General features: G+C 42.1%; 18 protein-coding genes. 11 read left to right on the top strand and 7 right to left on the bottom strand.

What is annotated here, in order from left to right; genetic code table 11:
- Positions 1-47: 47 nt before the first annotated feature.
- Positions 48-2,972: a histidine kinase gene (locus tag ACFN7Z_RS15970; protein WP_130235395.1), complete on the top strand. Its 2,925-nt coding sequence runs from the start codon at positions 48-50 to the stop codon at positions 2,970-2,972.
- A gap of 35 nt (positions 2,973-3,007) precedes the next feature.
- On the opposite strand, the gene fadA is transcribed toward ACFN7Z_RS15970, so the two are convergent.
- Entirely contained in the window at positions 3,008-4,180 is a 1,173-nt protein-coding gene (fadA, locus tag ACFN7Z_RS15965) for an acetyl-CoA C-acyltransferase FadA (protein ID WP_058952359.1), read from the bottom strand.
- Positions 4,181-4,192: 12 nt separating this feature from the next.
- Entirely contained in the window at positions 4,193-6,346 is a 2,154-nt protein-coding gene (gene fadB / locus ACFN7Z_RS15960; protein WP_004978714.1) for a fatty acid oxidation complex subunit alpha FadB, read from the bottom strand.
- A gap of 479 nt (positions 6,347-6,825) precedes the next feature.
- Here fadB and lpxO point away from each other — a divergent pair, with 479 nt between their 5' ends.
- The 6 genes from lpxO to pgsA all read left to right on the top strand — a co-directional run bounded on the left by lpxO (position 6,826) and on the right by pgsA (position 12,429).
- Positions 6,826-7,740 carry a lipid A hydroxylase LpxO gene (gene lpxO / locus ACFN7Z_RS15955; RefSeq protein ID WP_010325753.1) on the top strand — a complete coding sequence of 305 codons (915 nt, stop codon included), beginning with the start codon at positions 6,826-6,828 and terminating at the stop codon, positions 7,738-7,740.
- Between the two features lie 218 nt (positions 7,741-7,958).
- Entirely contained in the window at positions 7,959-8,366 is a 408-nt protein-coding gene (locus ACFN7Z_RS15950; protein WP_010325754.1) for a PH domain-containing protein, read from the top strand.
- A gap of 155 nt (positions 8,367-8,521) precedes the next feature.
- Positions 8,522-8,866, top strand: coding sequence for a DUF2185 domain-containing protein (locus ACFN7Z_RS15945; RefSeq protein ID WP_010325755.1), 345 nt, complete (start codon positions 8,522-8,524; stop codon positions 8,864-8,866).
- A gap of 161 nt (positions 8,867-9,027) precedes the next feature.
- On the top strand, positions 9,028-10,827 hold the full coding sequence (gene uvrC / locus ACFN7Z_RS15940; protein WP_010325756.1) for an excinuclease ABC subunit UvrC: 1,800 nt from the start codon (positions 9,028-9,030) through the stop codon (positions 10,825-10,827).
- A 113-nt stretch (positions 10,828-10,940) separates the two neighbouring features.
- The gene (locus ACFN7Z_RS15935; protein WP_010325757.1) at positions 10,941-11,735 is read left to right on the top strand and encodes a thioesterase family protein; all 795 of its coding nucleotides are present in this window, start codon (positions 10,941-10,943) and stop codon (positions 11,733-11,735) included.
- A 106-nt stretch (positions 11,736-11,841) separates the two neighbouring features.
- Positions 11,842-12,429: a CDP-diacylglycerol--glycerol-3-phosphate 3-phosphatidyltransferase gene (gene pgsA, locus ACFN7Z_RS15930; RefSeq protein WP_004692729.1), complete on the top strand. Its 588-nt coding sequence runs from the start codon at positions 11,842-11,844 to the stop codon at positions 12,427-12,429.
- A 53-nt stretch (positions 12,430-12,482) separates the two neighbouring features.
- Here the strand turns inward: pgsA and ACFN7Z_RS15925 are convergent, their stop codons facing one another.
- Positions 12,483-14,285: an ABC transporter ATP-binding protein gene (locus tag ACFN7Z_RS15925; RefSeq protein ID WP_010325758.1), complete on the bottom strand. Its 1,803-nt coding sequence runs from the start codon at positions 14,283-14,285 to the stop codon at positions 12,483-12,485.
- Between the two features lie 128 nt (positions 14,286-14,413).
- Between ACFN7Z_RS15925 and ACFN7Z_RS15920 the strand changes: the two genes are divergently transcribed.
- Positions 14,414-15,046: an alpha-ketoglutarate-dependent dioxygenase AlkB gene (locus tag ACFN7Z_RS15920; protein WP_010325759.1), complete on the top strand. Its 633-nt coding sequence runs from the start codon at positions 14,414-14,416 to the stop codon at positions 15,044-15,046.
- A gap of 6 nt (positions 15,047-15,052) precedes the next feature.
- On the opposite strand, the gene ACFN7Z_RS15915 is transcribed toward ACFN7Z_RS15920, so the two are convergent.
- Positions 15,053-15,823 carry an IclR family transcriptional regulator gene (locus ACFN7Z_RS15915; protein ID WP_004692725.1) on the bottom strand — a complete coding sequence of 257 codons (771 nt, stop codon included), beginning with the start codon at positions 15,821-15,823 and terminating at the stop codon, positions 15,053-15,055.
- A gap of 448 nt (positions 15,824-16,271) precedes the next feature.
- Between ACFN7Z_RS15915 and ACFN7Z_RS15910 the strand changes: the two genes are divergently transcribed.
- From ACFN7Z_RS15910 to ACFN7Z_RS15900, 3 genes are read left to right on the top strand one after another with little or no spacing between them, the layout of a single operon-like run.
- On the top strand, positions 16,272-18,353 hold the full coding sequence (locus ACFN7Z_RS15910; RefSeq protein ID WP_010325760.1) for an FUSC family protein: 2,082 nt from the start codon (positions 16,272-16,274) through the stop codon (positions 18,351-18,353).
- Positions 18,354-18,355: 2 nt separating this feature from the next.
- Complete coding sequence (locus ACFN7Z_RS15905) at positions 18,356-18,562, top strand: DUF1656 domain-containing protein (protein WP_004692723.1); 207 nt, start codon at positions 18,356-18,358, stop codon at positions 18,560-18,562.
- Positions 18,563-18,597: 35 nt separating this feature from the next.
- A complete protein-coding gene (locus tag ACFN7Z_RS15900) occupies positions 18,598-19,605 on the top strand; it encodes an HlyD family secretion protein (RefSeq protein ID WP_010325761.1) in 1,008 nt (335 codons plus the stop codon).
- Between the two features lie 124 nt (positions 19,606-19,729).
- On the opposite strand, the gene ruvX is transcribed toward ACFN7Z_RS15900, so the two are convergent.
- The 3 genes from ruvX to recN all read right to left on the bottom strand — a co-directional run bounded on the left by ruvX (position 19,730) and on the right by recN (position 22,493).
- The gene (gene ruvX / locus ACFN7Z_RS15895) at positions 19,730-20,173 is read right to left on the bottom strand and encodes a Holliday junction resolvase RuvX (protein WP_004978741.1); all 444 of its coding nucleotides are present in this window, start codon (positions 20,171-20,173) and stop codon (positions 19,730-19,732) included.
- Complete coding sequence (locus ACFN7Z_RS15890) at positions 20,166-20,720, bottom strand: YqgE/AlgH family protein (RefSeq protein ID WP_010325762.1); 555 nt, start codon at positions 20,718-20,720, stop codon at positions 20,166-20,168. Before ACFN7Z_RS15890 ends, ruvX begins: the two co-directional genes overlap by 8 nt.
- 111 nt (positions 20,721-20,831) lie before the next feature.
- The gene (gene recN / locus ACFN7Z_RS15885; protein WP_010325763.1) at positions 20,832-22,493 is read right to left on the bottom strand and encodes a DNA repair protein RecN; all 1,662 of its coding nucleotides are present in this window, start codon (positions 22,491-22,493) and stop codon (positions 20,832-20,834) included.
- Positions 22,494-22,738 lie beyond the last annotated feature (245 nt).

The following is a 22,738-nucleotide window of genomic DNA, read 5'->3' as shown; positions in this document are numbered from 1 at the left end:
TAAATATTGTTTAGGATGGGCTTAACAACTAAATAAATGAATTCATCATGAGCACTCAATTAATTGCCCACTTAAAAAAGAAATGTGAAGCGGATGATAATGTAAAAATTTTACTTTCACAGTGGGAGTTTGATCAAAAACTTGTAGGTAAAGCTTTAGAGAATATTGGTGGTTTTTATCCACATTTTAGTAATCATAATGCCTCACATTCACAGCAAATTTTAGTCAATATTGAACGTATTCTTGGGAATGATATTGAGCTTCTAACTGCAACCGATACATGGCTAATTCTAGAAGCTGCGTATTGGCATGATGTTGGAATGTTAGTCGATGCTCAAAATGCTAAAGCAGTACATTCAAATCCTGACTTTAATTTCATGATTCAAACAATTGCAAATGAAAAAGGACATGATCTTCAAAAATTTTGCCAAGCCTATGTTGAACAAAATTGGTTATCTGCAATAGGGACTGTAGACCATCCTTTTGATGGAATTGAACAATATCGTCAATTAGTTGCTGAATGGTTTAGACGTGGACATGACAAGCGAGTTGGTAAGATTGTTGAAGATCCATTTAAAGACTTAGGAATAACTTCACCTAGAACCGAACTTTTACCTAACCGAATTTATCGTTATTTAGGACAAATTTGTGTTTCTCATGGTATGAATTTCGATACTTTTATGGCAGCACTCCCTTATAAACAGACTGGTTTGGGTACGGAAGATTGTCATCCAAGATTTATAGGATGTTTACTCCGTTTGGGGGATTTGTTTGACTTAGATGACAATCGTTTTTGCCCTGTCATGGCAAAGCACGTCAGTAATATGCCTTCTGTGAGTAAACATCATCATGACAAACATTTATCGTTACGCGAGTTTCAGCTTGATAAACGAACAGTAAAGCTAGTTGCTGAATGTCCTGATGAAATGTCTTATGTAGAAACGCAAAACTGGTTTGGATGGATACGTGAAGAATTTCAAAATCAAATGTCTCAATGGAATTTGATAGTACCAAACTTAAAATTTGGTTCACTTCCAACTATCGAACAATTAGATGTAAAAATGGAGGTGAAATATGAAAATGGGGTTAAGAAAGAAAAACTACTTCTAAATAATAAACCAATGAAATTTAAGTTAGACGAAAAAAATGCTATGGAGTTACTGCAAGGTGCGAACTTGTATAGCGATGAATACAGCATATATCGTGAACTTATTCAGAATTCAATTGATGCCACAATGTTAAGAATTTGGCTTGCAGAAGATCAGGAAAGACTTAAAGAATTACACCCTTATCACGAAGATTTCCTGCAAATTCTAGAAAAATATCCACTTCAATTAGAAATTAATAAAGTAAAAAATATCGAAGGAACATTGGATAGTATCTGGGAATTCCAAATTATAGATCAAGGTATTGGGATGAGTATGGTTGATCTGGGCTATATGCAAACTATGGCTGGGTCAAGTAAAAATATTCATAAAAAGAAAATTATTAATGAAATGCCAAAATGGATGAGACCATCCGGTGAATTTGGTATAGGTTTACATAGCGCATTTCTACTTACAAAAGACTTACCAGTTGAATTTCAGAGTATTAAATTCAATACCTATAGTTATTTCTCTCATGAGTGCTTAGATGTTGAAATGTTTTCACCATTAGGTGGAAAGCAAGGATATTGTTTTATAACAAAAAATATAGGTGGTACTAGAAAAATTGGGACAGAAACAAAGTTTTATATAAAAGTTAATTTTGATTTGGAGAAAATTGAAGGTGATCAAGACTTCAATTTTATAAATATAGATGCTTTTGAAAAAAAATGGGGCGCTTATGAAAAAGAAACAATATATGAGAAAATTTTGAAGAATGCACCAATTTGTACTTTGGGTTTTTCTAAAAAATTAATATCGGATGTAATTTGGGATAAAGAAAAGCAGGTCGCATTTTATATAAAAAATTCTATTGAAGATGATGCGGATGATATAAGAAGTTTCTTTTTTAAAGGTCAAAAAGTTGAAATAAATAATTATAGAGAGTATGGTCTTTTTAACTGTAGTTATCTTGATTATATGGTTGATATATACGGGGTTAGTGCTAAAAAAGTACTGAATATAAGTAGAGATTATTGGGATAGTTATTTTGAGAATAGGCACTCAGAATATTTAAAAGATTTATTTGAAAAACATATCTCCAAAATTCAAAAATTTGAAACGGATTTATTAAAGCTTACTTATTGCATTGATTATGAAATTGATTTTAAGTTGTCTGAACATTGGTTGAATGGTAGCGTAAGTGGTAGAAAAATTAGTGATGTTCTAAATGAAGTTGGATTCTATATACTTCATATAGATGGTTCTACTGCTAATCAGGAAGATAGAAAGGCACACCTACGATCTAATTTTAATAATTATATTACTTTAGAATCTGAAAGTGATAATGATGTTTTTATGGTACATGCATTAAAAAATTATTGTGAAAAATATGGATACAATAGATATATTTTAAGATTGGATGATAATTTTCATCGTTATCCAGAAGAAGTAGGTTTAACATTCTATAGTAAGAATATTCAGCCAATTGATTTATGCAAGGAATACAAGTGGGGTAAATCAGAATTTTATTACTCTAGTGAAATAGAAAGTAAAAATGTATTTGAGGAATTATGGGATAATCTAATTAGGGAGTGTCAATTTGAAGGTTATTGTTTTCATTCTAAATATCTGAATTTAATGCATGATAAAATTAACTTGTTGGAAGAATATAAGAAACTTTCATTTAGATTTAGAGATTACTGGGATGATTTGTTAATTATCTCTCCATATCAAGTACTTGAAAATGAAATAAAAATTTTAAATTTAGATGATTTAAGTGTTTATGTTGCAAATAGAAAAAATGATTTATCTAATGTTAAAGAGTATAAAAGACTCTATGAGAAATTGATTATCGAAATTGATAAATACAAAAAAACCCCGCACTAAGCGGGGTTCTTTTTATCTCAGTATTTAACTAAATATTAAACACGTTCGATAATAGTCGCGATACCTTGACCAAGACCGATACACATAGTCGCAAGACCAATTTGCGTATCTTGTTGTTCCATTACGTTCAACAACGTCGTTGTGATACGTGCACCAGAACAGCCCAATGGGTGACCCAGTGCAATCGCACCACCATTTAAGTTAATGATGTCTTGCTTCTCATACACGCCTAAGCCTTTCATCACTGATAAGCCTTGAGCAGCAAACGCTTCGTTTAACTCGATGGTTTGGATATCCGCCATGCTTAAGCCAGCACGTTTAAGCGCTTTTTGAGTTGCAGGTACAGGACCATAACCCATGATCGCAGCATCACAGCCTGCAACTGCCATAGAGCGAATCACAGCACGTGGCTTAAGACCTAAAGCTTGAGCACGTTCAGCAGACATCAACAACATTGCAGATGCGCCATCAGACAAAGCTGAAGAAGTCGCAGCTGTTACCGTACCGCCTTTCGGGTCAAATACAGGACGTAAACCTTTGAATGCTTCAAGGTTTGCATCTGGACGAATCACTTCATCGATGTCGCATAGGATTTTGAAGCCATTGGCATCATGACCTTCAACACCCACGATTTCATTTTTGAAACGACCTTCTTGCGTTGCAGACCAAGCACGGCGGTGAGATTCCACACCGAACGCATCTTGTTCTTCACGCGTAATGCCGTTCATACGACCTAACATTTCAGCCGTTAAGCCCATCATGTTAGACGCTTTTGCATAGTGTTTAGATGCTTCTGGGTTGAGGTCGATGCCGTGCATCATGCCGACGTGACCCATGTGCTCTACACCACCGATGATGAAGATATCACCTTGGTTGGTTGCAATCTGTGCAGCAGCGGTGTGAAGCGCTTGCATAGATGAACCACAAAGACGGTTAACCGTTTGACCTGCCACAGTTTTTGGAAGGTCAGCCAATAAACCAATGTTACGGCCAATGTTCATACCTTGTTCTAAAGTCTGGTTTACACAGCCCCAGATCAGGTCTTCAACTTCATTGGTGTCAAACTGGTTACGAGCAACTAAAGCACGAACCAATTCAGCCGATAAGCTGTCAGCACGTACATTGCGGAACATACCGTTTTTGGTTTTACCCATTGCTGAACGTACGCCATCAACGATGACAACGTCACGTGGATTTAAAGTAGCCATTCACGTTGCTCCTTAACCGTAGAATTTTTTGTTGTTAGCAGCCATGTCACGCAACATTTGTGGCGCTTCATAAGCCTTACCTAAGTGTGCATATTTGTCGCAAAGTGCAACATATTCAGCAACACCTGTTTGGTCGATGTAACGGCATGGACCACCACGGAATGGAGGGAAACCTACACCCATAATCATTGCCATGTCTGCTTCAGAAGCAGTCGCTACGATGTTGTCTTCTAAGCAACGAACAGTTTCGTTACAGAAAGCAAGCATCATACGGTCAATGATTTCTTGAGCATCAAACTCGCGTTTTTCCGCAGTTGCCACAGTAGCAACAAGCTCATACGCAGTTGGATCAACCACTTTGGCTTTTTTGCCTTTACGGTCAAGTTCGTATTTGTAGAAACCAACGTCGTTCTTTTGACCCAAACGTTTGTTTTCGTACATGATTTCGATTGAACCTTTGAAGTCTGGCTTCATACGGTCAGGGAAACCTTCCGCCATGACTTCTGCACCATGAACGCCCGTGTCGATACCAACAACGTCGATCAAGTAAGCAGGACCCATAGGCCAGCCGAATTTTTCCATGACTTTGTCGACTTGTTGGAAGTCAGCACCGTCTTTCAATAGAAGGTCAAATGCACCGAAGTAAGGGAACAATACGCGGTTTACAAGGAAACCTGGGCAGTCGTTCACTACGATTGGTGTTTTACCCATTTTCTGAGCAAGAACTACAGTGGTCGCAATCGCTTCAGCCGAAGTCTTCTCACCACGGATCACTTCTACCAATGGCATCATGTGTACTGGGTTAAAGAAGTGCATACCGACAAAGTTTTCAGGACGTTGTAGGTTTTCAGCCAAACGTGTGATTGAAATTGTTGAAGTATTTGAAGCAATGATCGTGTTGTCACGAACATTTTTCTCAGTTTCAGCAAGTACAATGCCTTTTACTTTTGGATTTTCAGTTACCGCTTCAATCACGATGTCCACTTCTTTAAACTCGTCATAGCTTAAAGTAGGGCGGATGCGCGCAAGAGTTTCACCCATTTGAGCAGGTTTCATCTTCTTACGTTCAACTTGTTTGGTCAGTAAGCCATTTGCTTCTTTCATACCTAAAGCAAGTTGCGGATTACCAATGTCTTTCATGATAATAGGTGTGCCTTTGCTTGCCGCTTGGTAAGCAATACCACCACCCATGATACCCGCGCCTAATACAGCCGCTTGGTTTACAGGGTGCGCACCTTTTTCATATTTCTTCGAAGTTTTCTTCACCACTTGGTCATTGATGAATAGACCAATTAACGCATTTGCTTGTGGTGTAATCGCTGCTTTTGCAAAACCAGCCGCTTCAGCTTGAAGTGCTTCATTACGTGGAAGGCTTGCACCTGCTTGTAATGAGTCAAGAAGAAGTTTAGGCGCAGGGTATTGAGCAGGATTTGCTTTTGCAAGTACCGCACCTTTTGCCGAGTTGAACGCCATCATTTGTTCGATTGGGTTCAATTTAACTGGGTCAAGTTTTTCTTGGCGTTTTGCTTTCCAGTCTACACGGCCAGCAAGGGCTTGTTTAACCAAGTCAATTGCAGCGTCTTGTAGTTTGTCAGCAGCAACCACTGCATCAACTGCACCATCTTTCAGTGCCGCAGCAGGTTTTTTAGGATTAGCCATTGCCATCCATTCAACTGCATTGTCGATACCAATTAGACGGCTTAAACGAACCGTACCACCGAAACCAGGGAAGATGCCCAGTTTGATTTCAGGAAGACCGACTTGAGCCGCTTCTGACATCACACGATAGTCGCACACGAGGCACATTTCAAAGCCGCCGCCCAATGCCATACCATTGATCGCTGCAACTTTAGGAATCTCTAAATCTTCAAACGCGTTGAAGATGTCGTGAACAGGCAATGCCCAATCCACAATCGCTTGTTCGCCTTGAGCGAAGTTTGCACCAAATTCAGTAATATCTGCGCCAACGATAAATGTAGATTTAGCCGAAGTAACGATTAAGCCTTTGATGTCACCGTTTGCTTTAACAGCGTCAATTGCAGCTTTAAAATCTTCAATCGTTGCACGGTTAAATTTGTTGACCGACTCACCTTGTAAGTCAAAGCGGAATTCTGCAATTCCGTCCGAAAGCATTTGGACGGTAATGGCATTGCCAGCGTGGATCATGCCTGATCTCCTTTATTTTGGAGGACTTCTAAGTTGATGTTGTGAAGCGAGTACGTCATTCCTACGTACATCTATGCTCCGCCAATCTTACGATAACTATATCGAAAAAGAACATAACAAGTTGTATCAAGCCGTGACGCAAGGGTCATCTATTTTTATTCAATTATTTCGTGTGCTTGCGTGATGTATTTTTAAATGATGTGGTCTAAATAGAGTGAAGTTTTTGTTTCATTTAAGATTTTTTATGGATGAGTGATTAAAAAATGATTAGACAGCGTCCTTATATTTCAAGTCAATCTTTGTGCCGATTTTGGCAATTTAGTCAATGCTGCACTTGCAGGTAAACCCAAGCAGAATGAAAACTTGTGATGAAAAGCTGGAAATAGGACGTACTTTGCAGCTTATGCTACAATTCGCAGTCTAGACCGAGTACTGGTCTTTTTCTTTTATTTCGTTTTCTTTGGTTTCCAGGTTTTCATATGATTAAGTGGATCATTCTGGCGATTTTTATTCTTTCTGCACTTTATATTCAGCAACGTGGGAAGGTTCGTCACTCGTTTTATCGTCAATTTTTCGATCACTCAACGATTCTTGCGCCAATTAACTACCTCATGTACATGTTTTCAAAGGTACCGAATCAGCCGTATATCGACACCCAGCATTTTCAAGACTTAAGGGTGTTGGATGAAAACTGGGAAATGATTCGTGATGAAGCAAAAGCTTTATATGAAAAAGGCGGAATTAAAGCATCGAGCAGTTATGATGACTTGGGGTTTAACTCCTTTTTCAAAACAGGCTGGAAGCGTTTTTATCTGAAATGGTATGACTCTGCACATCCCTCAGCCGCTGAACTTTGTCCAAAAACGACGGCGTTGCTGAAAACCTTGCCGACCATTAAAGCCGCGATGTTTACCGAGCTGGCACCTGACAGCCGTTTGGTTCGTCACCGTGACCCTTATGCGGGTTCATTGCGTTATCACTTGGGGCTGATCACACCGAACGATGACCGCTGCTTTATTGATGTGGATGGTGAGCGCTATTCATGGCGCGATGGTGAAAGCGTGGTCTTTGATGAAACTTATATTCACTATGCCGAAAACACCACGGATCAAAACCGCATTATTTTCTTTGCTGATGTCGAGCGTCCTTTAAAGACACGTTTTATGGAACGTTTCAATCATTGGTTTGGTAAAAAAGTTATGACCGCTGCCAGCTCTCCAAATGAAGCAGGGGACCAAACGGGTGGGCTGAATAAAGTCTTTGGTTATGTCTATCAAGTGCGGATCAAAGCCAAAGCTTTGAAGAAAACCAACCGTCAACTTTACTACTTCTTAAAGTGGTTCCTGATGCTCGGAATTTTCTTTTTGATCTTTGTTCGACCTTATGTGTTTTAAAGCACATTAAACGCCCTGAGGGGGCGTTTTTTATTTGGGCAGAAAAGGGGAAGCCTATCTGCCCTTTTGATTTTTCTATTTATTTCAAGGCTTACAGTGGATTCGAACCACACATGGCTTTATGCTTTATCCAGTTAAAACTAAAAACAACATGGGCGCGTATCTGTTTCATTTTTAAGATCGCAACTTATAACTTAGATAAAGCATGAGGTTTCAAGGTGCAAAAGTTTCGTTCTAAGATGGACTGGTGGTTTTTGGGGTTTATTATTGCCATGTCAGGCCTGTTAGCCCAATTGATTTTGACCACCTATGGCAAAGGCATTTTGATGCAAAATCTTTTGTTCGTTGTGGTCTATGCTTTGACTATTGTTTTATTGTGGTGGCCGCTGTGGAGTACCCGCTATGTGGTTGATCAGGAGCAACTGACAATTCGTAGTCTCTGTTTTAAATGGATCATTCCCTTGACTGCGATACAGTCTGTTTCTGAAACAGATAATTCCATCAGTTCACCAGCCTTGTCCTTAGATCGTCTAAAGATTGAATACTTAAAAGAGGGCCAAACCAAAACCATTTTGGTGTCACCGAAAGATAAAGTAGCGTTTAAAGCTGCGTTAAAATTGTCATAAATACAGTCTTAGGCAAGTTGTATGCTTTACGGGCCTAAGCGAGTGAAAGCCTTGCTCAAATATGCCGTGAAGACTAAAGTAAAATAAACTTGAGTTCTGTTCATCCCACAAACCTCCACATGCAAAACGTCTACTTGCCGTTGAAGGATATTCTTATGAAGTCGTATCAATTCAGTCCGACACAAATTCAAACTTTAGTGCCGCATATGGGAAGTTGTATCGCTTCAGATATGATTACGGTGCAAGGCCTAAAAGTGGCCTACATGTACCGTGAAGAAGCACAATCTAGTGAGGAAAGTGGTTGGGTGTTTTTATCGGGTGAAGAAGGGGATGACTATATTGAAGACCCTGAAAATTTAGGCCTTTATGAGGTCAATGTGATTGCCAACTATGATGCGGACATCATTGCTCACTTAAATGCGCCTGCGGGAAGTCACTTTGCCCGCAATGAACAAGGTGTGTTTGAACGGATCGATTTTGAAGCGATGGATCTGGAATAAGCCTTCAATCTCAGTATCAATGTCTTTTGCCAGCCAGACTGGTTGTGAAACGCACTAGCAATGAGCTTGAAATGCGTCAGACCTGCCCAATCTAAAAGACAGATCAAAGGCTAAGCCTGCACAGAACAGTTGACGGCGAGCCGAGAAAATTAGGGAACCCTGTGAACGAAAACGCGCGAGAACATATCGAAAAAATTTTAGCCAATATGACCACACTGCCGGGCGTTTATCGCATGCTCGGCAAAGACGGTGAACTGCTGTATGTGGGCAAAGCGAAAAATTTAAAAAATCGTGTTTCCAGTTATTTTGTCAAAACCATTGAGCACCCGAAGACGCAGGCTTTGGTGGCGCGTATTTATGACATCGAAACCTTAGTCGTTCGTTCCGAAACTGAAGCGCTGCTGCTTGAACAAAACCTGATTAAGCTGCACCGTCCACCCTATAACATCATGCTCAGGGACGATAAATCCTATGTGTATATCTTTGTCTCTGCCGACAAACCTTATCCACGGATTGCATCAGGTCGGGGCAAAGGCAAACACCAAGTTGGAAAGTTTTTTGGACCGTATCCGAGTGCTTATAATGCACGGGATACTTTGTTGGTTTTGCAAAAGCTGTTTAATGTTCGCCAGTGTGAAAATAGCTATTTTTCACAGCGTAAGCGTCCTTGTTTGCAGTATCAAATCAAGCGTTGTTCAGCGCCGTGTGTAGGACTCATTAGCCCTGAAGAGTATAAAAATGATGTCGATAACTCGATTCGTTTTTTACAAGGGGACACCAAAGAGCTGAATCAAGAACTGATTGCAAAAATGGAGCAAGCGGCCGAAGCCTTAGAATTTGAAAAAGCAGTGTTTTACCGTGACCGTATGGCGCTGCTGCGGGATGTCCAGTCTCAACAAGCCATTTATAAGCTCAAAGGTGAGGCAGATATTTTAGCGATTGCCTATCAGGCAGGAGTGACCTGTGTGCAGATTATGCATGTGCGCAACGGGAAAATGCTCGGAGGAAAAAGTTATTTTCCAGATATGCTCGGAGAGGGTTTGGGGCAAATGCTGGCTGACTTCATAGCGAACTTTTATTTCCAAGTGGCAGATGAAGTACCCAGTGAGGTGATTGTAAATGTCGAATTGCCCGATCGAAAAGAACTGGAACAAGCGTTACAACAACAGTTTGATAAGAAAGTACAGATTAAACATAGCGTGCGTGAGACACGTGCAGAATGGTTAGAGCTGGCACAGATGAATGTACAGCATGCGATCAAAGGGCAATTGGCCAATCACTTTGAGCTGAATGAGCGTTTCCATCAACTTGAACAAGTGGTGGGACGTCCGATTGATCGGATCGAATGTTTTGACATCTCACATACCATGGGTGAAGAAACCGTGGCTTCGTGTGTGGTATTCGACAGTGGAGGCATTCGTAAGCGCGATTATCGTCAGTTTTCAATTCAAGACATTACCGCAGGCGATGACTATGCCGCAATGCGTCAAGCGCTGACCCGTCGTTATAAAAAAGCTATGCTGCCTGATTTACTGCTGATTGATGGTGGCAAAGGGCAGTTGCATATGGCGATGGAAGTCATGCAAGAGCTGGGTTTAGAGGCCTTTATGGTCGGGGTGTCAAAAGGCGAGGGGCGTAAACCGGGCCTTGAAACTCTACACTTTACCGATGGAACTAAAATTCAGTTGCCTGAAGATCATAAAGCATTGCATTTGATTCAACAGGTGCGTGATGAGGCACATCGCTTTGCGATTACTAAACACCGGGCTAAACGTGATAAAAAACGGGGTTCATCGATTTTGGAAGTAATTCCAGGTTTGGGACCGAAACGCCGCCGCGATTTGTTGACGCACTTTGGCGGGATTCAAGGGGTGTTAAAGGCTTCCGAGAAAGACTTAACCGGAGTCCCCGGTTTGGGCGAAGTGATGGCCCGTACTATTTATAAAGTCTTGCATGAATAGAACCGCATCTACTGCGATGGCAAAAGTGCTCATTGACGCATGGGTCATTGATCATTCACATTGGTTGAATTGTGTTGTAAAGATATGGACGGAATTTAAAACAAGGATGCCACATGTCACTTCAACACAGTTATCAAGCTTTAGCAGAACAAGAATGGATTGATATTCCTACAGGCTGGTTACAAGGACGCACGATTTATGGGGGACTGGTCGCAGGTTTAATGATGCAAAAAGCATTGTTGACTCTTGCCGATGACACGAAGCATTTACTCAGTTGTAGCGTGACTTTTGTTGGCCCAGTACAACAGGCCAAAGTTCGTTTAACCAGCGAGATTCTACGTCAAGGCAAATCGGTTACCACCTTGGAAGTACGTTTATGGCAAGATGATGCAGTTCAAAGCATTTTAGTGGCAAGCTTCGGGACACAGCGTGAATCGAGTATCCATGTGCATCAAGAACCTGTAGCGCCAGCGTTTCCATCGGTTGATGGTCTCACAGCAGAACCGCATCATCCGCTTGCGCCTGAGTGCTTTAAGCAGCTAGATATGGTTTGGGTGACAGGGCAGTATCCATGTACTGCCAGCCCAAAGCCTGACTTTTCTGGCTGGTATCGCTTTAATCCAGACTTACATGAAAATCGAGACATGACCGTAGCCGATCTCATGGTGTCGATGGATATTTGGCCACCAGGGGTGCTACCGATGTTTAAAAGCATGGCACCCGCCAGTTCGCTGACATGGCATTTGACCTATGTGCATCCGCTGAAAAATCAGTTACACGATTGGATGAAGTACCACGTTGAAACGCAATATGCTGCGGATGGATATTCCACCGAAGCTGCCTATTTGTGGGATGATCAGAATCGTTTAATTGCAATTTCGCGTCAAACAGTTACCGTGTTTGCCTAGTGACACCTTAGGTCAATTCGTATAAAGTGGGCGCTATTAACGATGGATTAAACCTCAAAAAAGTGTGCATTTTCATCGTACATGAGGGAAACAACTGGCGGTGTTTATGACTACAGGTCGCATCCTGAATATTCCTAATATCTTGACCTTGGCGCGTATTGCCTTAATTCCGGTCTTTTTGTTGGTGGCCTATTGGCCCCCTGTAATGGGTATCGCTGAACAGGCGGTAAGTATGTCTCGTCATATTCTGTTGACGTCTATTTTTGTCGTTGCAGCGGTGACAGATTGGTTCGATGGTTATTTGGCGAGGACTTTAAATCAGACCTCTGCATTTGGGCGTTTCTTAGACCCTGTTGCGGATAAATTGATGGTGGCAGCAGCACTGATCGTGTTGGTGCAGTGGAAACCAGAAATTTCGATGGCATTTGCGGCGATTGTGATTATTTCCCGTGAAATTACGGTGTCAGCACTGCGTGAATGGATGGCAGAGTTAGGTGCACGTACCAATGTAGCCGTGTCTACGGTTGGGAAATATAAAACCGCTTTTCAAATGATTGCAATTACCGTGTTCTTACTGAATTGGCAGCCGCTTGAAATGTTGGCTTATGCATTGTTGTATACCGCAGTAATTTTGACTTTGTGGTCGATGTTTATTTATCTCAAAGCAGCTTGGCCGTATTTAAAACAGCCTTGATTGTTAGATTTTTAAGAAGCTCCTGCGGGAGCTTTTTTTGTACCTGAGATTCATTAGCTATGCGTTTCTTCCTCAGTATCATCTTCAAAAGTCTTGGCAATTTTTTCAATATTGAGGCTCTTGGCCATGGCATCGAAAATTTCCTTATAGACCCCATCCTGACGGTACAGCGCTTCATGTTCCCCATGTTCTGCAATACAACCTTCCTTCATGACATAGGTATAATCGGCATCGATAATTTGTGACAAACTATGCGAAATAATAATCACCGTTCGCCCTTGTTTGATCTCATCGAGGCTCTGTTTAATTTGCTCGCTAGCAATAGCATCGAGGCTGGCGGTCGGTTCATCGAGAAAAATAATCGGTGGATTTTTGAGGAACATGCGAGCCAGCGCAATGCGTTGTTGTTGCCCGCCTGAAAGCATCAGTGCATCGGATTGGTAAGCTGTGGGTAGCTGCAAAATTTGTTCATGAATAGAGGCTTTTTCTGCGGCAGCATACACTTCTTCATCACTGGCATTGATTTTTCCATAGCGAATATTGTCTAAAATACTGCCTTGGAAAATGTGATTTTTCTGTAAGACGAGGCCAATGTGATCGCGTAAATAGGCGGTGTCGATGTCTTGTAAATCAATTCCATCGAGCTCAATTTTTCCTGCTCCGGGCTGATAAAACTTATCCAATAAGCTAATTAAAGTGGATTTTCCTGCACCCGATAAACCGACCAAGGCCGTGATTTTGTTGGGTCGAATTTCCATGTCGATTTGTTTTAATGCGTGATGACCATTTGGGTAGAAAAAATCGACACTCTTTAGGCTGAATTTTCCCTGAATTTTGGGTTTGAGTGTACCACTTTGCTCGATTGCATCATCGGCTTCCAAAATTTTAAAAAAGCTTTCCGCGTAAATCATCGCATCATTCACTTCATCATAAATACGGTGTAATGAACGAATCGGGGCGGAGACATTGTTAAACAGTAGAATATGAAACATGATCATGCCGATGCTCATTTGCCCATCGAGTACGAAGTACGCCGTCAGAATGATAATCAGCACAATCCCGATTTGTTCAATGAAGGTCTTTAAGCCATCAAATAAAAAGCTGAGTTGACGCGTTTGCATTTGGTTATTGGTCAGGGCTTTTTGCAGTGTCAGTTGTTTGGTCGATTCAATCGACTCGCGGTTAAAGGACTTAATCACGCTAATCGATTGGATAATACTGAGAATGCCTTGGCTCTTTTTCTCGCGGTCATCCCGCAAGTTGCGTCGCCATCCGCCAAGTTTTTTAGCCTGTTGAAAGGTCAACCAAAAATAAATGGGCACAATACTGGTCGCCACCAAACCGACATAAACGTTGGCATAGTACATCAGCCCCAGTGCCACAATGGCGCTGCTAAAAAGTGGCAAAATATCGATAAAAAAGATTTGTACCAGACGGGTCAGTGAACCAATGCCACGGTCAATTCGCGTTTGTAGCTTACCCGCTTGGTTTTGATCGGCATTAAAAAAAGCCAAACGGTAGCTAAGGAATTTTTCGATAATACTTTGCGCCAAGTCTTGCGATACCAGAATGCGGAGCTTTTCCCCATAAAACTTTTGACCAAACTGCACCAAGGCACTGATGATTTCTTTACTGAGTAAAATCATAGAAATGGTGATCAAAATATGGAGGCCTTCGGTCAGTCCTTGGCCTTGTTCGACCAGACGGTTGATACTGTCGACGGCGTATTGCAAAGTTAGAGCATTGACCTGCGCGGTGAAGGAGCCAATCAGCGTCAGGATCAAGGTCGCAATCACCAATATCCGATAGGGACGGACAAAGGGGCGAAGCTTTTGAAACAACTGCCAAAGGTTCATACATGCTTCTTTTTATTGTGAAAGTTCACATGAGTGTATGCATAAGGAGGCTAGGCGACAAGCTGTGACTTTGTTTTGATTTGTGTCGTTCTGAATTCAGTTAAACTGTTTGCAGAGGAGGAAAAGTCATGACCTTAGATCTGTTTAGTCCTGAACCGCAAGAAAACTTGCTGCCATTCGATGGGCAGGTGCAGGACTTGGGCTTGATTTTAACTGCGGAGCAAAGTGCGAAATATTTGGATTATTTTTTAGCACATTTGGCATGGCAACCTGACGAAGTCGTACTGTATGGCAAACATTATGTCACGGAACGAAAAGTGGTGTGGTATGGTGATGCCGACTATCAATATCACTATTCGGGGAGTGCCAAGCAAGCACTGTTATGGCATCCCGCTTTGTTTCGTTTAAAACACCATATTGAGCAACTGGTGGGACATCCATTTAACTCGTGCCTAGCCAATTTATATGAAAATGGCAGCCAAGCCGTGGGCTGGCATAGTGATGATGAGCCTTCACTACGTTCACCGAAGCAAGAAAATGTGGTGATTGCCTCACTCAGTTTTGGTGCAACCCGTAAGTTTTGCTTTAAGCACAAGTTTAAACAGGAAAAAATCGAGCTGATGTTGCATAGTGGGCAATTGATCGTGATGCGTGGACAGACCCAGCGCTACTGGAAACATGCTTTGATGAAATCCAGTAAAATCAGTGAGCCGCGTCTGAATTTAACCTTTCGCTATTTCTATCCAACGCTTCAACGCTAAGTATAATTAAGCCTCAATATTATGCAATAGATGGCATTTCTGTTCGATCTGTAAGGCGCTATGTCTTAATATTTCGACCATTTTTTTCAGATCGACAAATTCAAACCGGTTTTTCGAAGCCAATAAGGTCAGTGCCAACGGTGTATCTTTGGGTGAAAATTTGACAGGTACAGACAGACTGGCAAGGTTGGGGTCAAACTCGCCATTGGAAAAATAATAGCCCTGTTTCTTAATGGCTTTCATTTTCTGTAAGAATTCATCTTGGCTCGCGGCAAAATTGACCTCGGCCAGCTGAGCCGAAAATTTTTGATAATATTCAATAATTTTAGCTTTGCTGAGCTGTGAAATCACCACTTTAGGCGATGAACCCAAATACACGGGACGTGGGCAACCGCGCCCATAAGAAAATAACTCAAGGTCTTTAAAGACTTCACCATATAGGTCAATACAGTGCTCTGCGTTAAGCTGGGTGAGAATACAGCAAAACTCCGTTCGCTCAACGATGTCTTGCATAAAAGGAATGCTGATTTGTAAGAGTGGGTCTGTGGTTCGAGAGATATAGTCCAAAACAGCAATCTGAGAGCCTAAAGTATAGTCACCACTGGTACCACTTAAGCGCTGTAAAAGTCCTGCGGATACCAATTCCTTTAAGTAACGGTAACTGGTGGGCTGTGATAGTCCCAGTTCGGCACTGATGATATCGACATTGATAATCGGGCGTGACACAGAAAAGAGGTCTAAGACAGTGAGAATTTTACCGAAACTTGAAAGTGCCATAAGAACCTACTTAGTCAAAATAAATGCCATTTGAACGACAGTTACTATATAACAAAAACCCTAGACTCGACATGGCTTTCGTTCTGGGCGCATGGCTTTCGTGGACTTTTATCAGCATTTGTAATGCAATAAAAAGGGTGAAATATGATCTTAAAAATATGTAAATTATCATATTAAGATATTTTAATTGACAAAAATCCATATTTTTGGAAAAATTATCATTACAAATGTCTTTTAATGAATAATGCTTTTGTTATTTATTGAGCTATTTTCTTTCCTTTCAACATGGCGCTGTCTTTGACCATGTCAGTAAAAGACTTCATTTATTTGAATCATTTTTTCATCCGTCTTCGCATGAGGTGAGGACGAAGTGATGCTGTTTGTCTGAGCAATGCTGTGTGGAAGAATTGTTTAAATGTTGTCATTCAGCGCATTTAGAGATGAATTTATGTTCCTCACCAAACAGTTACTCGCATTCCGTCCAAATAAATTGGACTGGATTTTTGCGACGAAAACCTTTTTGGCAGGCATGCTTTCACTTTATGTCGCATTTTCATTAGATTTGGCTTATCCCATTTGGGCGATTGGAACGGTCTTCGTCATCGCAAACCCCTATGCGGGTATGACCTCCTCAAAAAGTCTTTATCGGGTATTGGGAACGTTGTTGGGAGCGATTGTTTCGATTGCAGTCACGCCAAACCTGATCAACACTCCAGAATTGTTCACGTTATTTTTAGCCACATGGGTCGGGTTTTGTCTATATTTTTCATTGTTGGATCGGACGCCGCGTAGCTATATTTTTATGTTGGCGGGCTATACCACGGTCATTATTTGCTACAACATTGTGTATAACATTGAAACCACTTCCATGTTTGATATGGCGATTGGTCGCTCCATTGAAATCACGGTGGGAGTACTGTGTAGTGCAGTGGTGAATGCGGTACTGTTTCCCATGCATATTGGTCCCGTAGTCAAAACCCGTGTTTCACAGACTTTTCAAGACACTCGAGCGGTTTTTGATCAGATCCTGACAGATGATGTTAAGGCCATTAATTACAGCACTACGCTTAGTCATATCACGCGGGATATTGCCGATATTCATGTGATGGCCGTGCACTTGAGCTATGAAAAATCGACCTTGCAGGGCATGACCAAACCGCTCCAAGAAATGCTGCATCAACTCAGTATGTTGGTGACAAACTTGGTGGCCATGGCCGAGCGAATTCAGCAGTTAGATCACATTGACTCACGCTACCGACCAGCTTTAGAAAAGGCGCATGTACAGATTGTAAAATTTTTACAAAGTGATCAGGTCATTTTAGAGCAGGACTTAAACCAGCTACCTGAGCAGTTTGAGTCGAGTTTTCAAGCCGTGTTTGACAGTGCCTTGCCACAGCAGCAAGTCATGTTGGTCAGTTTAAAAATGGATGTGCGTCATTTCACCCAAAATATACGCGCCATTAAGTTGATTTGGCAGCGTATCCAACAGGGGGATGATAGCTTACCCGCAATCGTGACTCCGATTAGTACAAACTATCCCAACTTACATCGAGATCATGGCGTAGCCGTGCGTGGCGGCATTTCAGCTTTTATTGTGGTGCTTGTGGCGACTGGCTTTTGGATTGTCAGTGGTTGGAAAGCCGGTTTTATGATGGCGGAAATGGCAGCTATTTGTGCCTGTATTTTGACCAGTATGGACAACCCCGTTCCTGCCTTAAAAATCTTTATCCGTGCCAGTGTGTATGCGGCGATTATTGTCTTTATTTATGCTTATGGCATCTTTCCACACATCAGCGCTTTTTGGATGTTGGCTGTGGTGTTAGCCCCTTTTTGTATGTACTGTCTGATGCTGTTTTTACATCCTCCACTCACAGGTTTGGCGCTGCCTTTGATAATGGGTGTGGTCATGGGCTTAAACCTGAAAAACCGTTATCACCTTGACCAAGTGATGTTTTTTGATGCATCGATTGGGACGGTGCTTGGCCCCATCATTTCTGTCTATGTGATTCACTTGGTGCGTGCGATGTCGCCGGACATTACCGCCAAGCGAATCCTGTCTTTACATTATAAAGCGATACGACAAGCGCTTTATTTACCTTATGGGGTGGAATTTAGAGTGCATTTGCGCAGTATGTTGGATCGGATAGGCGTACTGAATACCAAATTGGTACAGTCCGATCGCTTGAAGCAAAAAATCAATTTGGCCCTGATTGAATCCAGTGCTGTGATTGATTTAACTCGGGTGCAAGAACTGATTGAAAAAATGCCTATGCAGGCCTCTATCACGCTGCATCTACAAGAACTACAAAGCCAAATGGATGCTTATTTTCACGCTAAAGAATTAGACCATAGCGACCTACAGGTCAGACAACACATTTTGGACAAAATTCAGATCATTCAGGCCGAGCTTATACAGCTGCAAGACCTAAGCATTGCTCGGCGTTTGCAAGTTTCACTGAATAATATTCAAAGCAGTCTTTGTCATGCGACATGGGATGAAATGTTTCAAGTCCGTTTGTTGGGAGCATAACGATGGGCGAACTTAATATCTATGGTGTGTATGTGCCAGTTTTGGTCATTCAGGCGGTATTGGCCTACATCGTATTACGGTTACTCATGCGGGTGACCGATCCTTGGGTCGACAAAGGCTGGATTTTTTTACCCAGTATTTTTTATTTATGCCTCTACATTACTGTGCTTGGCGTAGTCCATTGGGGTTTTATCGTGAGCTTTGCCTAAGCGCACATCTGATTGAAATGAATGAGGTAAAAGAAATGGCATCCTTTGATTGGCGTAAACTGAGCCGTCCCATCACTTTAGTGCTGATTGCGGGTATCGCGATCGCGGTGCTCGTGCATCTTTGGCATTATTATAATGCTGAACCGTGGACACGTGATGGGCGGGTTCGTGGCGATGTGATTCAAGTGTCTTCCGATGTATCAGGCTTAGTCACGGAAGTTTTAGTGCATGATAATCAAAGCGTCAAACAAGGGCAGGTGCTGTTTAAAATTGATGTGGCGCGTCAGGCGCTTGATGTGGAACAAGCCAAATCAGACTTGGCTAAAGCCAAAGCCAGTTTGGCTGCTGCCGAAGCGGAGTTGTTTCAAAGCAAAGCCAATTTGACCAAATCACAAGCCAATAGTCACTTGGCCGATAAAAATGCAGAACGCTATGCCAATTTGATGGATGGTGCTATATCAAAGCAAGAACAAGATCAGATGTTTGCCGTACGAGATCAATCACATGCCGAACATGAACAAATGCAAGCGGCGATTCAGCAGGCCAAAGCCAATATTGCGCAGCAACAGGCATTAATCGATGTAGCCACCAGTAATTTACATTTGGCTGAATTAAACTTAAACCGTTCCGAAGTCCTAGCACCAGCCGATGGCACACTGTCTAATTTTGAGATGAAAGCAGGGAATTATGTCAAAGTGGGGCAGGCGGTAGCGGCATTATTAGATCGCTCGCAGCTTTATGTGGTCGGTTATTTTGAAGAAACTAAGTTAAATAAAATATATTTGGGTGCGCCCGCGACTGTACAGTTGATGGGGGACTCAAACATATTGAAAGGACATGTGCAGGGGATTGCTTCAGGCATTGAAGATCGTGAACGAACTACAAGTACAGGTTTATTGGCCAATGTAAACCCAACCTTTAGTTGGGTGCGTTTAGCGCAGCGCGTTCCTGTGAAAATTGCACTGGATGATATTCCGAAAAATGAATTGGCATTTGTCGCGGGGCGAACCGTAACGGTACATATTACCGAGTCACAGCACTAAATTGACCTCTGTTCATTTCAAAAAAAAGCATCCAATGAGGATGCTTTTTTTTGAACGCTATTTGATGTGTCGAGATCCGACTCCAGTCATAAAAACCATGTCATCTGTTTTAAGAAAGGCTTACTTAAGGTGTTAGACCTTCAGGATTGCGATACCAACTTTCAATAAATAATGTTGCGGCAAGACTATCAGCAGAAACTTTTTTGCCTCGGCCTTGCGCATGGTAATGGCTCAGCTCATCACGGGCTGCACGAGTACTTAAGCGTTCATCCACCATCCATGTTTCAATATTGGTTTGATGGCGTAAACGACGTGCGAACTTACGTGCTCGAGCAGATAATTCTGACTCGCTATCATCCATATTGAGTGGTAGACCGACTAAAAATACATTGGGTTGATATTGTTTAATAATTTTATGCAGTTCATCCCAATTGGGGATGCCATCTTTCATTGGAAACAAAGCCAAAGGTGTTGCACTTTCAATCAGTGCTTGACCGACTGCCATGCCCATTTTTTGTGTACCAAAATCAAATGCCATAATCATTTGAGGTGTGTTTAAATCAGGCATGTCCAATCTCAGATGACAACCAGGTTCGGTCCAGCCCGAGCTTTTTATAGGCAGCATCCCAACGGTCGTCATAAGGAATATTAAAAATCAAATCCATATCAGCATCACAGACCAACCAATCACCACGAGCGAGTTCATCTTCCAATTGGTTTTTGGTCCAGCTGGCATAACCCAAAGCAATTTGATAACGACCCACACCTTCGTTATGGGCAATGGCATCTAGAATATCTTTAGAGGTAGTGATACAGATGTTTTCTCCCACCGCAATAGATGAGTGCCATGTTGGTTGGCCAGTATGTAAGACAAAGCCTGCTTCAGGACGTAAAGGGCCACCTTGGAGTACATCATGAGGGCGGACATGATCTGCTTCAATTTCAAGATCATTGAGCAATTCCTTAACAGAAAGTCCTGAAGGTCGGTTGATGATGATGCCTTGAGCACCTTCTTCATCGTGTCGAGCCAAATAAATCACCGTATTGGCAAAAAAATCATCTGCCATATCGGGCGGGGCAATGAGACAGCGATGCGTCAGATATTGTTTGCTCACCTAAAGGCTTCTCCTTGAAATTGAAATGCTTCTAGTAAATGTTCCTAATTACCACGTTACTAGACTAATGCCTATTCTCCAAATCTTTTTTTGTGATCCAATCTACATATTCTAAGCAGACTGGAACTTTAGCTGGCGTAATTGCTTGGCATGTTGCAGTGTGGTGTCGTTGATTTCAACCCCCCCTGTCATGCGTGCGAGCTCATTGATTCGCTCATCTTCTTCTAAACTTAAAATGGTACTGCTGGCCGGGTCAGTTTGGCGCTTTTTCACCAATAGATGTTGGTCGGATTGTGCTGCGACTTGGGCTTGGTGGGTAATACATAAAATTTGCACGTGTGAGCCTAAGTCGGCCAAGAGGCGTCCCACAATTTCCGCCGTGCCACCACTGATCCCGACATCAATTTCATCAAACACCAAAACTTCTGCTTCAGTTTTTTCAGCATTCATCACTTGCATGACCAAGGCAATACGTGAGAGTTCACCGCCTGATGCTACTTTGGCTAAGGGCTGAGGTGGGATACCTTTATTGGCTGTAAATAATAGTTGGATAAAGCTGAGTCCCTCACTTGAAGCCTGTTCCAAAGGTTCAAACTTAAACTCAAAATGGGCTTCAGGTAGGGCCAGTTGTTTCACTTGTTCGGTTAAATGTTTGGCCAGTGGTGCGGCTGCATCTTGGCGAATTTGATCCAGATGGTGGGCTTTATCTAAAAAGTCTTGATGAGAGCGCTCGACTTGTTCTGCTAGTGTTTCAGGGTCTTCCAATAAGTGAAGTTGTTCTAATTCGACTCGCCATTGTTCATGTTCTTGCTTGAGCAATTCAGGCTGCGTGCGATATTTACGTGCAAAACGGTGGAACATTTCAAGCTGTGTATTGAGCTCTTCCATACGTTCAGGGTCGTAACTTTGACGGTCAATAAACTGACGCAGGTTGGCTGTAGCATCTTCAAGTTCACTTTGCGCATTCAGCAAAGAGGTATGAATTTCAGCCAATTGCTCACTACGGCCAGCATGCGACTCTAAACGACGAAGGATACTGGAAACTTCTTGATTAATATTCTGCTCTGCATCATCTAACGCATTTAAGGCATAACTGCTGTCTTGCATGATATTTTCATGATGTGAAAGACGGTCAAACTCTTGTTCAATCTCTTTGTAGTCGATTTGAACCACATCTTCGAGTTCTTCAAGTTGTAGGTTCAGCGTGTCGATACGCTGTTTTCGTGTGGCTTGGGCATCCAATGCTGCTTGATGCTGACGGATGTCTTTTTGCCATGTGCTATAGGCTTCACGCACAGCTTGCGCTTCTGGGTAGAAGTTATGATAGAGGTCTAACCAGCGTCTTGGATAAGGCGGTTCTAATAGCTGTTGCTGACTGTGTTGACTATACAGCTGTACCAGCAAACGCCCGATTTCTTTCAATTCAGCTAAGCTGCTCGGACGACCATTAATCCATGCTTTGCTGCGGCCAGTGGCAAAAATAACCCGTCTTAGATGAATTTCTCCTGACTCATCATCTAACTCATGTGCCTTTAGCCATATGGCTTCAGGGCTGTGCTCTTGATAGCTGAAAATAGCCGTGACATCAGCTTTGTCTGAACCGAAACGGACATAGTTGGTGTCGGTACGTTCTCCCAGACAGGCGGACAGTGCATCTAGCAATAATGATTTGCCTGCACCTGTTTCCCCAGTCAGGACATTAAAACCTTGATCGATATCAAGTGCTAAGTGATCGGCTAAAGCAAAATTAATTAAAGTTAAATGTGTCAGCATAAACGCATCCGAGCTGCGAAAAGTTTTAGTTTAAGATAGTGAAGTTTTATTCAGCCGACAAGACGGCAACGCTATTCGTTTTGTGCAAAGTCGGCTTATTTTAGCGTGAATCTGAAAGTCGACCTAGCAGATTTTTTAAATCCGACTGTTATAGCAAACACAGCACAAACATGTGGGTATGCGATGTATACAGAAAGAGCACGACTCAGGGAACGGATCGCATTGGCAAAAAACACGCCAAAATG

The sequence above is a fragment of the Acinetobacter sp. P1332 genome, from assembly GCF_044057475.1.
Lineage (GTDB): Bacteria > Pseudomonadota > Gammaproteobacteria > Pseudomonadales > Moraxellaceae > Acinetobacter > Acinetobacter johnsonii.
The sequence above is the reverse complement of the archived record's forward strand: the minus strand, read 5'-3'. Positions and strand labels throughout refer to the sequence as shown.